Source organism: Embleya sp. NPDC050493 (assembly GCF_044458105.1).
Classification (GTDB): domain Bacteria; phylum Actinomycetota; class Actinomycetes; order Streptomycetales; family Streptomycetaceae; genus Embleya.
This window is the reverse complement of sequence record NZ_JBITHP010000027.1, coordinates 109,386-122,758: the sequence shown is the minus strand read 5'-3', so window position 1 is coordinate 122,758 and position 13,373 is coordinate 109,386. Positions and strand designations below refer to the sequence as shown.

8 protein-coding genes and 1 pseudogene are annotated in these 13,373 nt (G+C 71.2%); 6 read left to right on the top strand and 3 right to left on the bottom strand.

Annotated elements, in window-relative coordinates:
- Window positions 1-393: 393 nt before the first annotated feature.
- A pseudogene (locus ACIBM5_RS37045) lies at window positions 394-837 on the bottom strand (SRPBCC family protein); the annotation flags it as partial.
- Window positions 838-1,059: 222 nt separating this feature from the next.
- Entirely contained in the window at window positions 1,060-1,989 is a 930-nt protein-coding gene (locus tag ACIBM5_RS37040; RefSeq protein ID WP_396011112.1) for a DNA-3-methyladenine glycosylase family protein, read from the bottom strand.
- 82 nt (window positions 1,990-2,071) lie between these two features.
- On the opposite strand from ACIBM5_RS37040, the gene ACIBM5_RS37035 reads away from it, so the two are divergent.
- Window positions 2,072-3,292, top strand: coding sequence for a glycosyltransferase (locus ACIBM5_RS37035; RefSeq protein ID WP_396011111.1), 1,221 nt, complete (start codon window positions 2,072-2,074; stop codon window positions 3,290-3,292).
- Between the two features lie 135 nt (window positions 3,293-3,427).
- Here the strand turns inward: ACIBM5_RS37035 and ACIBM5_RS37030 are convergent, their stop codons facing one another.
- On the bottom strand, window positions 3,428-4,567 hold the full coding sequence (locus ACIBM5_RS37030; RefSeq protein WP_396011110.1) for a peptidoglycan recognition protein: 1,140 nt from the start codon (window positions 4,565-4,567) through the stop codon (window positions 3,428-3,430).
- A gap of 124 nt (window positions 4,568-4,691) precedes the next feature.
- Here ACIBM5_RS37030 and ACIBM5_RS37025 point away from each other — a divergent pair, with 124 nt between their 5' ends.
- From ACIBM5_RS37025 to ACIBM5_RS37005, 5 genes are all read left to right on the top strand, one after another.
- Window positions 4,692-5,438 (top strand): TIGR03089 family protein, encoded by a 747-nt coding sequence (locus tag ACIBM5_RS37025; protein WP_396011109.1) that lies wholly within the window; start codon window positions 4,692-4,694, stop codon window positions 5,436-5,438.
- Between the two features lie 95 nt (window positions 5,439-5,533).
- A complete protein-coding gene (locus ACIBM5_RS37020; RefSeq protein WP_396011107.1) occupies window positions 5,534-6,892 on the top strand; it encodes an LCP family protein in 1,359 nt (452 codons plus the stop codon).
- A gap of 259 nt (window positions 6,893-7,151) precedes the next feature.
- The gene (locus ACIBM5_RS37015) at window positions 7,152-9,152 is read left to right on the top strand and encodes an LCP family protein (RefSeq protein WP_396011106.1); all 2,001 of its coding nucleotides are present in this window, start codon (window positions 7,152-7,154) and stop codon (window positions 9,150-9,152) included.
- 155 nt (window positions 9,153-9,307) lie between these two features.
- A complete protein-coding gene (locus tag ACIBM5_RS37010) occupies window positions 9,308-10,819 on the top strand; it encodes an LCP family protein (RefSeq protein ID WP_396011105.1) in 1,512 nt (503 codons plus the stop codon).
- A 331-nt stretch (window positions 10,820-11,150) separates the two neighbouring features.
- Entirely contained in the window at window positions 11,151-13,010 is a 1,860-nt protein-coding gene (locus tag ACIBM5_RS37005; RefSeq protein WP_396011104.1) for an LCP family protein, read from the top strand.
- The last annotated feature ends 363 nt before the right edge of the window (window positions 13,011-13,373 follow it).

Below are 13,373 nucleotides of genomic sequence, written 5' to 3'. Positions count from 1 at the left end.
CGCCCCGGGGGGCGGCCGTGTTGTTGGGGGGGCGCGGCGCGCCGCGCCACCTCAACGTGGGGGGGGGCGCCCCAACTAATATGCGCGGGCCCCCCCACCCCTTTGTGCACGGACTCTGCCGCGTGGCGCTGCCTGCCCGGATTCGGCGGGCCCACACCGCTGCCGACGACGGGTCGAAAGCGATGTCCGGCCGATGTCCGGGGGCGTCACGCCGCGTCAGTAGCCTCCGACCGAGGATCCGCCGACGGTCGGCGGGGCCTGCGGACGCGGCGGCGGGATGTGTCCGCCGCCGGGGGCTCCGGTGCGTCCGGGGTTCGGCGACATTTCGGGACCGTCATAGGGCGGGGGCGGTGTCTGCGGCAGATCGGCGGAACCGTGGCTGCCGGGCGGCTCGACCTCGCCGCGCCAGGCACCGGTCTCATGGCCCCGCTTCTCCACGAACACCTTGAAGTGTTCGAGGTCGCCCTTGGTGCGGCCACGCACGAAGCCGAGCTTGTCGCCCACCGTCTCGACCAGACCCTCGGGGTCGAACTCCATCTGGAGCATCACCCTGGTGTGCACGTCGTCGAGCCGGTGGAAGGTGACCACGCCCGCCTGATGCGGGCCGTCCACGGTCTTCCACGCGACCCGCTCGTCGGGTCGCTGTTCGGTGATCTCGGCGTCGAACTCCCGGGTCACTCCGGCGATTCGGGTAACCCAGTGGGTGTGCGTCGCATCGAGTTGTTCGATCCGCTCGACCCCGCTCATGAACTGCGGGAACTCCCGAAACTGGGTCCACTGGTTGTACGCGGTGCGGACCGGCACGTCCACGTCGATCGAGTGCTGGACGGTCGTCACGAGCACTTCCTCCTCGTTCTCGGTGTCGGTTCCTGCTGCGAGATTGCACAGCCGGGTCCTTCACCCGAACGGCTGCCCGAGCCCTCCGCCGACAAACGTGGCGTCCCCGGTCGGGGTCGGGATCGGGGTCGGGGTCGGGTTCACGACGCCCGCTCACAACACCTTGTTCACAAAGCCTTGTTCGCGACGCCTGGTTCACAAGGCCTGCTTCACAAGGCCTGGTTACAACGCCTTGCCGACGAAGTGCCGACGCGGTCCGTACCGCGGTGCGCGGCGCGGGACCTTCACGCCCGACATGCGGATCAACAGCGCGGCCCGGTGCCGGTGTCCGGGGTAACCGGCGAGCAGTTCGAGCATTCCCGCGTCGTCGACCGCGTGTCCGGCCAGCGCGTAGCCGATGGTCTTGGGCAGGTGCAGGTCGCCCACCGACAACGCGTCCGCGTCGCCGTGCGAGCGCTGCATGGTCTCGGCCGCGGTCCATATCCCGATCCCGGGCACCAATTGCAGCAGTCGGGCCGCCTCGGGGTGGGCCACGCCCGTGGTCGCCTCCAGCCGGCCGGCCACCCGGACCGCCGCCATCACGGTGCGCGAGCGGCGCCCGTCCACGCCGGCCCGGACCCAGTCCCAGGACGGGATCAGCGCCCAGGTACGAACGTCGGGCACCACCCGCAGGCCGGTCGGCGCAGGCCCCGGCGGCGCCTCGCCGTACTTGCCCAGCAGCAGCCGAAACGCCCGGCGCGCCTCGATCGTGGTGACCTTCTGCTCCAGGATCGAGGGCACCAGCGCGGCCAGCACCAGCGTGGTGCGCGGCATCCGCAGGCCCGCGAACCGGCGTTCGGCGTCCCGGACGATCGGGTGCCGGGCGACGAAGGCATCCGGTTCGTCCTCGGCGCCGAGCAGGGCCGGCAGTGCGTCGAGCTGCCATCCGGCGCCGGGACCCCACGCGCTCGCCTCGACCTCGCCGGTCCCGGGACGGTCGAGCAGCCGCAGCGTGCACGGCCCGTCCGGCGTGCGCGAGGTCCGCCACACCGAGCCGTCGGTGCCCGCGTGGTACGTGGGGTCGCTGTGGCCGCGGCGCAGTTGGCCCAGGGTCAGCCGCAGGTCGAGCGGGAAGCCCGGACGCCACACGCGGTGGCGGGCACTCGGGTGCAACTGGCTCTCCTCGCGGTCCGGGTCGGGACCGCCACGGTACCTTCCCGGTTTTGCCCCGATGTGCGCAGAGCAGACTTCACCTATGCGGGTGATGGCGTTCGGCACCTATGACACGACCGTCCACCCCCGGGTGGGAATCCTCATCGAGGGCTTGCGGCGCCACGGTATCGAGGTGGTGACCTGCAACGTTCCCCTCGGACACATGGACGCCGGGCCGATGGTCCCGCCCCCCGCGGCCCATCCGGGGATCCCCCGCCAGCGCATACGGCACGCCCGGTGCATCGCGGAACTGGTCGCCAAGGCCCGCCGCGCGCCGCGTCCGGACGTGGTGATCGTCGGCTATCAGGGTCGGCTCGACATCCAGATCGCCCGTCGGCTGTTCCCGGGTGTACCGCTCGTGCTCGACCACCTGGAGAGCGTGGACGACGTGGCCGATCGGCTCGGCCAGTCGGCGCAGGCCGAACTGCGCAAGGTCGACCGGATCGAGCAGGCCGCGATCGCCGCGGCCCGGCTGGTGCTGGTGGACACCGAGGAGCACCGCCGGGTGCTCCTGCCCGGGCATCGCGATCGGGCGGTCGTGGTGCCGATCGGGGCGGCGCCGGTGTGGTTCGACGCGGGCCGGGCGAGCACCGATCGGACGCCGTTGGCGGCGGGCGGGCCGGGCTCCGGCACGGAGCCGGCGTCCGATGCCCGACCCGGCGATGTCGCGGCGGACCTGCCGGTGGACTTCGTGCCGGACTTCCGGCCGGGTGAGGACCTGCGGGTGATCTCGTTCGGTCTGTACTCGCCGGTGCAGGGCGCGCCGGTGATCGGTGCCGCGCTGAGTCGGTTGGAGGGCTATCCGATCGCGGTGACGATGATCGGTCGAGGGTTGCAGGCGCAGCGGACCCGGGACCTGGTCGGCCCGGACGCACCGCGGGTGACCTGGCGGACCTGGGTTCCGGAGGCCGAGTTGCCGCGCCTGGTCGCGGCGCACGACGTGTGCCTGGGCGTGTTCGGCACCGGCGCCAAGGCGCTGCGACTGGTGCCGAACAAGGTCTTCCAGGGTGCGGCGGCGGGGTGCGCGGTGCTCACCTCGGACACCGCGCCGCAGCGCCGACTGTTCGGGCCGGCGGGGTTGTTCGTCCCGCCGGGCGATTCGGATGCCCTGGCCGACGCACTGCGCCGGTTGGCCCAGCACCCGGCCGAGGTGGCCCGGCTGCGCGCCGCGGCGGTCGCGCTCGCCCGCGAGCGCTTCGTCCCCGAGGCGGTGGTGGAGCCGCTGGTGGAACGGCTCCGGGAGATCGTCGACAAGGGCGCCTGACCGCCGAGCGCGAACGGGAGTTCGGCCCACGCGCGGGCCGCGTCGGTACGGATCGCGGGCGGCGCGTCGGCAGACGCCCGCGGTCTTCGTCGGCGCGAAGACCGCGGGCGGTCCGGTCGGCGGAGCCGACGCTGCTCACCCCACCCGCAGCGCCACGTCGGTGCGGATCGCGGGTAGTTGGTCGTAGAGCTTCTGGCCGGGGCACTCGGTGTTGAACGCGTCCCGGTGGCCGGAGATCACGTCGAATGCGTGGGTCGTGCCCTTGGGGTAGCGGCTGCCGCTGTCCGACGAGGTCAGCGTGACCTTGCCGGTGGGATTGCGGTCGTCGAGGCCGAGCTTCCACGCGATCACCCGGGAGAGGGCGATCAGCATCCGTCCGGGCGGCGCGGCGGTGGTGTAGGTGCCCATCGCGGCGACGCCCATGCTGTCGGTGTTGAAGCCGAGGGTGTGTGCGCCCAGGACCGGCTTGTCGGTGCCGCCGGCGCGACCCTCGAAGATCGTGCCGCACTTGTCCACCAGGAAGTTGTAGCCCACGTCGGCCCAGCCGTTGGTCTTGACGTGGTAGCGGTAGATCGACCGAAGCACCTTGGCCGAGTCGCTGCACGGGAAGTCGTTGCCGTCGGCGGTGTGGTGCACGAACGCGGCTCGCACGGTGTTCGTGTACTTGAACTTCGCGTCCCGCAGCGACTCGTCGGCGCCCCAGTCCGCGCGGGCCACGATCGCCGGCTTGTCGGCGTGGCCCTTGACCGCGCGGCCGTCGGTGCGGTTGGGCAGGGTCGGGCGAGGTGGCATGCGGTCCAGGATCGACTCGCCGGGGTCGACCAGTTCGGCGCGCAGGTCCTTGGGCAACACGCCGTCCAGCACGCCCACGCGGACCTGGATGCCGTCGGACCGGCCCGCCCAGAACGGCTCGGTGCCGCCGCGCGCACCACCTTGGACCTCGTCGGTGCCGTCGATGCCGGCGTGCAGCTCGTGCCACGAGCTCCACACTCCGCCGGTCCGGGTGCGCACGTGCACCGCCATTCGTGCGCCGGCGCCCGGGTCGGCCCAGGTGACGCCGAGCAACGAGTAGGCGGGGGTGCCGCGTTCGGTGGTGAGCACCTCGGTCCGGCCCACGCGCGGCGCGCCGGCGTCCGGCTCCTGCTCGATGCCGGTCAACGGGAGGGTCACCGTCGAACCGGGGGTGCTCGGCCGGTCCTCGGCGTGCGCGGGTGGTCCGACGAGCACGGCGGGTACGGCGAGGGCGGCGATCGACAACGCGATTCTGGTGTACACAGGCGGGCCCTCCATTGTGGGCGGTCGAGCTCTACCGGTTCCCGCACGGCACCGATTTCCCGTACGAAATGTGGCAATTACACCCATTTGCGCCATCGATCCGTCGGCTCGATAGGCTGGGAGCATGCTCAGCACCCCGGTCGATCAGTTGCGCATCGCGCTCGCCGCCGACTCCGCGCGGCCCTTCACCACCTTCTACGACGACGCCACCGGCGAGCGGGTCGAGCTCTCCGTCGCGACGTTCGACAACTGGGTCGCCAAGACCGCGAACCTGCTGCGCGACGACCTCGCGGTCGAGCCGGGCGCACGCGTGTCGCTGCTGCTGCCCGCGCACTGGCAGACCCAGGTGTGGCTGCTCGCGGCCTGGTCGCTGGGCCTGGTGGTGAGCTTCGACGGCGATCCCGCCGACGCCGATGTGGTGGTGTCCGGCCCGGACACCCTCGATCGTGCGGCGACCTGCCCGGGCGAGCGAGTCGCCCTGGCGCTGCGGCCGATGGGCGGGCGCTTTCCCGCGCCGCCGGCCGGCTTCCTGGACTACGCGGCCGAAGTGGCCGGACACGGCGACCGGTTCGTCCCCGAGGGTCCGGTACGCGCGGATGCCCCGGCGCTCTCGGAGGCCGGACGCGAGTGGACGGCCAGCGCGTTGGCGGAGACGGGCGAGGCCGCCGCGCGGGAGTGGAAGCTGGTTCCGGGCGATCGCCTGCTCACCTCTTTGAGCTTCGCCCGAACGGGTGGATTGCGGGCGGGCGTGCTCGCGCCGCTTGCCGCGTCGGTCCCCGTGGTCGTATGCCGTCACCTGGATGAATCCCTGCTGGAGCGGCGAATCGAGGTCGAGCGGGTCACCCGCGCCGTCACCCGTTCCGCCGACTAGGCCATGACAAGACGGGTCGTGCTGCGCTTTCGTGGCCACGACCGCCCGTAGTGCCGTGCCCGGCGGTCCCTCAGCAGGCGGGGAGGCGTGGGTTCATGGATACGTGGGATCACCTGTACCGGCCCGAGGGCGCGGCCGAGCCCGCCGCGCCCGAGAAGCCGTCCGCGACCCACGAGTCCGCGCCTGCCGCGCCGGTCGAATCCGGCTCCGGTCGGGCCGCCGCGCGCCGGGCGCGCAAGAAGCGCAACCGGCGGCGCAAGGTGTTCCTGCCGATCGGAGTCGGCATCTCGCTGATCCTGCTCACCGGCGTCTCGGCCGCCTATGTCGCGTACCAACGGCTCAACGGCAACCTCGAGACCGACGCGGTGGACGGCAAGCTCAACGCCGATCGCCCGGCGGTCGGCGGCAACGGCAAGGGCAAGCCGATGAATCTGCTGATCATCGGCTCGGACTCGCGGGCCGGCGAGAACCGCGCGCTGGGCGGCGGCGGGGACAACGGCGAACGCTCGGACACCACGCTGTTCGTACACCTGTCCTCGGACCGCGAGCACGCGGTGGTCATGAGCATCCCGCGCGACCTGCTGGTCACCGTGCCCTCGTGTGTGACCAGGGACGGCGTGCGCTCCGTCGAGCAGCGCGGGGTGATGTTCAATTCGGCGTTCGAACTCGGCGGCGCCGCGTGCACGCGCAACACCGTCGAGAAGATCACCGACATGCGCGTGGACCACCACATCATCGTGGACTTCTCCGGCTTCAAGGGCATGGTCGACGCGGTGGGCGGCGTGGAGATCTGCCTGCCCCGGACCGTGCAGGACCGCGAGGGCAACATCACGTTGTCCGCCGGCCGCCGCAAGGTGCACGGCAGGGAGGCCCTGGACTACGTCCGGCTGCGCCACGACCTCGGGCTCGGCGGGGACGGCAGCGATCTGGGACGAATCAAGCGCCAACAGGCGTTCGTGGCCTCGCTCGTGAAGCAGATCCGCAACGGCGACACGCTCTCCAGCCCGTCCCGGCTCTTCGCCCTGGCCGACGCGCTGACCAAGTCGATCCGGGCCGACGAGGGCCTGGACTCGGTGGCGGCCCTGGTCGACCTCGCGCGCGGGATGCAGGACCTGGAGACCAGGGACATCACCTTCGCGCACGTGCCGGTGTACAACCCGCCGGAGGACAACAACCGGGTCGCCCTGGTCCAGCCGGACGCCCGACGCCTGTTCGACGCGATCGACCACGACGAGCCTCTGGACGGTCGGCGCAAACCGGATCCGGCGGCAGCACCGGGGGCGACACCCTCGATCGACGTCGCGTCCGACGGGCCCACCCGCCAAGCGGACGGGGCCGCCCCGGCAGCCGGTGTCGCCGTCGCCGGCGGCACCGCCGCGCCGGCCGAATCGGCGAAGACCTCGGTCAGGGCCGACACCCGGAACGCGGATCAGGACATCTGCAAGGCGAACTGACGCCCCATCACCCCATTCGTCCACAGGCGTCCCGCCTCGGCGGCGACGGATGTGGTGGCGCACGGTAGCGTGCTCGCCGATACGCGGGCCGCTCCGCCGTGACGTGTTGCGCCTTCATTCGGTGACCTGCGTCACAGGCGGATGGGCACACGCAACTCGGGGCAGTGGCAGCACGTCTATCACAGATAACGGCCGCTCTACGCGCGGTTCGTCGCTCTTGATCGGCGTTGGGCGCCCTGGGGAAAGAAGCAGACACGACGTGAGTGACAGCGAACGGGCCGGCAAGCAGGCCGAATCCGGTCGGGACGCGAGCCCGGAGACGGCACCCGCGGCTCCGACCGAATCCGAGACATCGGCTCCGGGACCCGCGGCGGCCGAGACGGATGGGCCGAACGCGGCGAACGCCGATCCGGCTCCCGGCGCGGACGCGGCCGACCCGGCTCCGGCCGCCGACGGGCCTCCCGCCGCGGAGCCGGCTGACCCGGCGGTCCCGGCGGTCCCGGCTGACCCGGCCGCGGACGGGCCGGCTGCCGGGGTCGGGGCGGACGCCGAGGCGAAGGCGGGCGCGTCCGAGGCGGAACCGGCCGAGCCGGGTGGGCCGAAGGCCGAGATACCCGCGGCCGAGATACCCGCGGCCGAGATACCGGCGGCGGAGATACCCGAGGCGGGCGCACAGGCCGAAGCGGGTCCGCAGACCGAGGGGGATCCGCAGGCCGAAGCGGGTCCGCAGATCGAAGCAGACGCACAGGCCGAGGCAGACGCACAGGCCGAAGCAGGCGCACAGGCCGAGGCAGGCCCGCCGCCCGCCGCCGGGCAGCAGGGCGCGCCCGCCGCCGCCGGCTCCGAGGAGCCGCTCGCCGCCGCCGTGGCCGCGATGGCCGCCGCCGGCGAGGCCGCGGCGCCGGATCGGCTCTCCCGGCGGAATCGACGCCGGCGGGTGTACAAGCGGGTGCTGATCGGCGTCACGGTCACCGTGGCGCTGTGCCTGGTGGCCGGCAGCATCGCGGTGTACGCGATCTACCGCAAGCTGGACGGCAACATCACCTCCGAGGACCTGACCGCGAAGCTGGGTCCCGAGCAGGAACGTCCGCAGGTCGTCGCGCACGACGCGACGAACATCCTGCTGCTGGGCTCGGACGACCGCAGCGGCGACAACAAGCAGTACGGCGACATCGGCGAGGGCACCAAGCGCTCGGACACCACGATCCTGTTGCACCTGGCCGCCGACCGGAAGAGCTCGGTGGCGGTCAGCATTCCGCGCGACCTGATGGTCGACATTCCCTCGTGCGTGCGTCAGGACGGCAGCAAGTCGCGGGCCTACCGCGACCAGTTCAACCACGCGTTCGAGATCGGCGGCGCGGCCTGCACGATCAAGACCATCGAACAGATGACCAAGGTCCGCGTCGATCACCACATCGTGATCGACTTCTCCGGCTTCAAGGAGATGGTCAACGCGGTGGACGGCGTCGACGTGTGCCTGAGTCAGCCGATGCGGGACACCGCCGCCAAGCTCGACCTGCCCGCCGGCCGGCAACGGCTCAACGGCGAGCAGGCGCTCGGGTACGTCCGCGCCCGCAAGAACGTCGACGACGGCAGCGACACCCAGCGGATGACTCGCCAGCAGCGTTTTCTGGCCGCGCTCGTTAAGAAGGTCAAGGTCGGCGACATGCTGACCCAGCCGTGGAAGTTGTACAACCTCCTCGACGCCGGCACCCGGTCGATCACCGCCGACCCGGGACTGAGTTCGCTTAGGGATCTGATGGACCTGTCCGACAGCATCAAGGGGATCCCCAACGACAGGGTCGCGTTCCTGACCGTGCCGCGGCAGCCGTACCGGTTCGACATCAACCGGGACGAACTGGTCCAGCCCCAGGCCGACCGCCTGTTCGAGGCGATCCGCCTCGACCGGGTCGCGGTCGGCGCTGCGGTGAGCGGCAAGGACGAGAACGGCTTCGAGAACAACGGCGAGGTGCGGATCGAGCAGGCGGCGACGCCGACGGCGTCCACCCGCACCAGGATCGACGAGAACGGCGACCGGGTGACGGTCACACCCACCGCACCGGGTTCGAGCGGCACCGACAAGGGGACCGGGACCCGGTCGCCCGCGAACACCGGGACACCGGGCTCGTCGACTTCCACGACCGACCCCACATCCACCAGCGGCGGCACCCCGTCGGCCGAACCGACCTCGGCCGCGAACACGGGCCCGATCGTCACCGTTTCGGGACGAACGGCGGAACAGGACGTGTGCGCGGGCTGATTGCATCGACACCGCACAGGGAGGGCCGGGTCGCCGCGGATCGGCGGTGACCCGGCACGTTGCCGGAGGGGGCTCGTCACATGGGCACGGACGCGGATACGGAGGCCGGGGAGCACGGGGCACCCGACCGGCGGGGCATACGCAGAAAGAGCACCGTGAAGAAGCGCCTCAAATGGATCGCGATCTCCGTGGTCGGCATCCTGGTGATCCTGGCCGGCAGCGCGTACGGGTACATCCGGTACCTGAACGGGAAGCTGCATCACACCCAGATCACCGCCGACAAGAGCAATCGACCACCGGCCGCGGCGAAGGACGACCAGGGCCGAAGTCCGATGAACATCCTGCTGATCGGCAACGACAGCCGGATCGGCGAGGGGCGGCGCTACGGCGCGGAGGGGCACGAGGGACTCGCCGACGTGGCGATCCTGATGCACCTGTCCGCCGACCGTTCCAATGCCACACTCGTGAACATCCCGCGCGACACGATGGTGGACATCCCGCGCTGCGAGATCGGCAAGGGCAAGGACAAGAAGGTCACCGAGGCCCGGTTCGGCCAGTTCAACGACAGCTTCCGCAGCATCGGCGCGTCGTGCACGGTCGCCACCGTGGACCGCATGCTCCAGGTCCGGATCGACCACTACATCGAGGTCGACTTCAAGGGCGTCCGGAATCTGACGGACGCGGTCGGCGGGGTGCCGATCTGCCTCGACGCGCCGATCCACGACCCGGTCCTGTCCAATGAGCGTGGCGGTACCGGGCTGGACCTCCCGGCCGGCCCGAACAACCTGAGCGGCAACGACGCGCTGCAATTCCTGCGCGCCCGGCACGCGTTCGGGGACGGGAGCGACCTGGCCCGGATCGAGGCGCAGAAGGTCTTCCTGATGTCGCTGGCACGCGAACTCAAGAGCAACGCGAAACTGAGCAACGTGGACGGCATGTTCAAGATCGCGAACAGTGCGGTGAGCGCGCTCACGGTGGACAACGACCTGGCGGGCGTGGACAAGCTGATCGACCTGGCCGACGAGATCAAGAAGGTGCCGGAGAAGCGGATGGCGTTCACCACGCTGCCGACCGAGACCTACCGACCGGCACCGGACCAGGTCCAGCCCCTGCGCCCGGCCGCGGACAACCTGTGGGCCGCGATCCGGGCCGACCGGCCGTTGACCACGGGCGACGGGGCGACCGATCCGCCGCCCGCGCCGGTGGCCACGACGCCGCCTCCGCCCCCTCCGACGATCGCGCCGAGCGACGCGGCCCGGATCCGGGTGACGGTGGACACCGGGACCGAGAAGAAGCGCATCACCCCGGTGGTGGAAGCCCTCAAGCGCCAGGGTTTCAAGGCCACTTCGGGGACGACCATGCCGGACGGCCGGGAACACGCCAACAGCCGGATCACCTACCCCGACGGCAGTGCGGATCAGGCGAAGGCGATCGCGACCGCGCTGGGCCTGCCGGAGACCGCCCTGGAGGTGGCCCGTCCCGGCGACACCACGATCAAGCTGCTGATCGGGGCCGATCTTCCGGACGCGGGCCCCGGGGGCGGCGGCACCCCGACGAGTTCGGCCGGCGCCGGCCCGAGTGGGACGCCGGAACCGCCCAAGGCCGCCGACCTGAACCTGGAGACGGCCGACAACACCAAGTGCGCGTCTCCGCGCAAGAAGCAGTAACACACGCAGGCACGTTCGAAGGGGGTCGTGATGGGATGCGCACGAAAGCGCCCGTCCGCGACCCCCATCGATCGAACAACGATCGACCGACAGCGGATCCGGAACCGTCGGTGAAGGGTTTCGTACCTTTTCCGATGATCCGAGTGTCAGGACTTCGCAGTCTCGGTGACCATGGCGAGTTCTCGCCGGTTATGGTGGCTGCTTCCAAACCGACCATCACGTATCACCGTCGGGTTCCGTGCGGATGCCTCCGGAACCCCGGTGTCGCCCATCAGGACCGAGCACAGCCCGGGGGGACCGTGCGGCGGATACAGCCGGAGGGAATCTCGGCGTGAACAGAGGGAACGGGCCGCACCGTGGCACCCCCGGGGACAACGATCCCCTGGGCGGCATGGACGACGCGGACGTCGCGGACATGTGGGTGATGAACCCGGACACCGGCAGCTTCGAGTTGCGGGCGCCGGGCGGCCCCGGCGCCGGATCCGCGGGCGGTTCGGGCGGCGCTTCCGCCGGTGCTCCCGCCGCCGGTTCCGGCTCGGACGGCTCCGGCGCCGCCCGGCCGCGCTCACGGGCCGCGAACCCCGAGGGCCGACGCCCGTCCGCGGTGGCCGCGGCGTCCGGTCGGGACGCCGACGACGGCCCGCCTCGGCGCCGGGAGCGCGCGGGCAGCGCTCCCGCCGGACGCGCGGGAGCCCGCAGCGGTGCGCGGAGCGAGGGGCCGCCCAAGAGCAAGGTCAAGAAGCGGCTCAAGTGGATCGCCATCTCCGTGGTCGGCCTGCTCGTGGTGCTGGCCGGTACCGCGTACGGGTACAAGAAGTACCTCGACAGCAAAATATCCACCACCGCGAAGAACGCGGGCAGTGAGGGCGTCCCCAAGGCCGAGGAGGACGCGTTCGGGCGCAAGCCGCTGAACATCGTGCTGATCGGCAACGACAGCCGTAAGGGTCTCGGCAAGAAGTACGGCGCGGCCGAGCACACCGAGGGTCTCGCCGACGTCACGATCCTGATGCACGTCTCGGCCGACCGCAGCAACGCGACGCTGGTCAGCATCCCCCGCGACACCATGGTGCAGATTCCCAAGTGCGTCGTGGACGGCAAGACCTACCCGGCGTCCAACGGGCCCCAGTCGTTCAACGAGAGCCTGGCCAACGGCGGTCCGCCGTGCACGGTCTCCACCGTCGACAAGATGCTCGGCGTCCAGGTGGACCACTACATCATGATCGACTTCACCGGCGTGAAGAAGATGACCGACGCCGTCGACGGCGTGGACATGTGCATCTCGGAGCCGATCAACGACCCGGTACTGCCCAACGGACAGGGCGGCACCGACCTCAAGCTCGCCGCCGGCGATCAGAACCTCAGCGGCGAGACCGCGCTGAAGTTCCTGCGCGCGCGGCACGCCTTCGGCGACGGCAGCGACCTGGCCCGGATCAAGGCGCAGAAGGCGTTCCTGATGGCGCTCACCCGCAAGCTGAAAAGCAGCGCGTCGCTGACCAACGTCGAGGGCATGTTCAAGATCGCCAACATCGCGGTGGAGTCGCTGACGGTGGACAAGGGCCTCGGCGCCGTGGACAAGTTGATCTCGCTGGGCAACCAGTTGAAGAAGGTCCCGGAGAAGCGGATGGCGTTCACCACGCTGCCGATCGAGGAATACCCGCCGCAGCCCAAGGCCAAGGTGCAGCCCAAGCAGCCCGAGGCGAACAACCTGATGGCGATGCTGCGCAACGACACGCCCGTCACCAAGGACGACAAGCCCGCGAGTGAGCAGCCACCGGCCCCGCCGACGCCCGAGGCGCCGAAGGTGGATCCGGCCACGGTCAAGGTCGACGTACGCAACGGCAGCGGCGTCAACAAGCGCGCCAACGAGGTCGCGGCGGACCTGGTCGGGCGCAAGTTCGTCGCGGTCGCGTCGGGCAACGCCAGGGACGGCAAGATCCACCCGACGAGCACGATCACCTATCCCAAGGGCAGGCTGGACGCCGCGAAGGCACTGGCCGCCGCGACCGGCCTCGGGGACGGCGCACTGGTCGAGACCACATCCACGACGCTGACCCGCTTCGAGGTCCTGATCGGCAAGGACTTCCCCGCCACACCACCCCCGGTCGCGGGTGCTCCGCCGAGCGATCCCCCGAAGAACATCGACCTGGAGACGGCGGACAAGAACGTCTGCGCGCCGAAGAAGAACAAATAACCCCACCCACACCCCCACGGCCGCCCGCCACCTCCCGAACGGGGAGGAGCGGGCGGCCGTCGGCAATTCGAGCCGGGCGGACAAGGTCGGGCCGCGCGGCTCGGCGCGGGCGGGCGTTGCGAAGGGGCAGCGCGGGTGCGGGTGCACGTGCGTGAACGGGGCGGCCTGGCGCGAGCGGGCGTTGCGGAAGGGCAGCGCGGGTGCGTGGGCGGGTAAGTGAACCGGGCGGCTCGGCGCGAGCGGGCGCTACGGAAAGGCGGCGCGGGTGCTGTCGCGGGTACGGGTGCACGTGCGTGGGCGCGGAGGCGTCGGTGTGGGGTGGGTGGGTGGTGTCCGGTCGAGGTCGAGGGTGCCGTGGTGGTC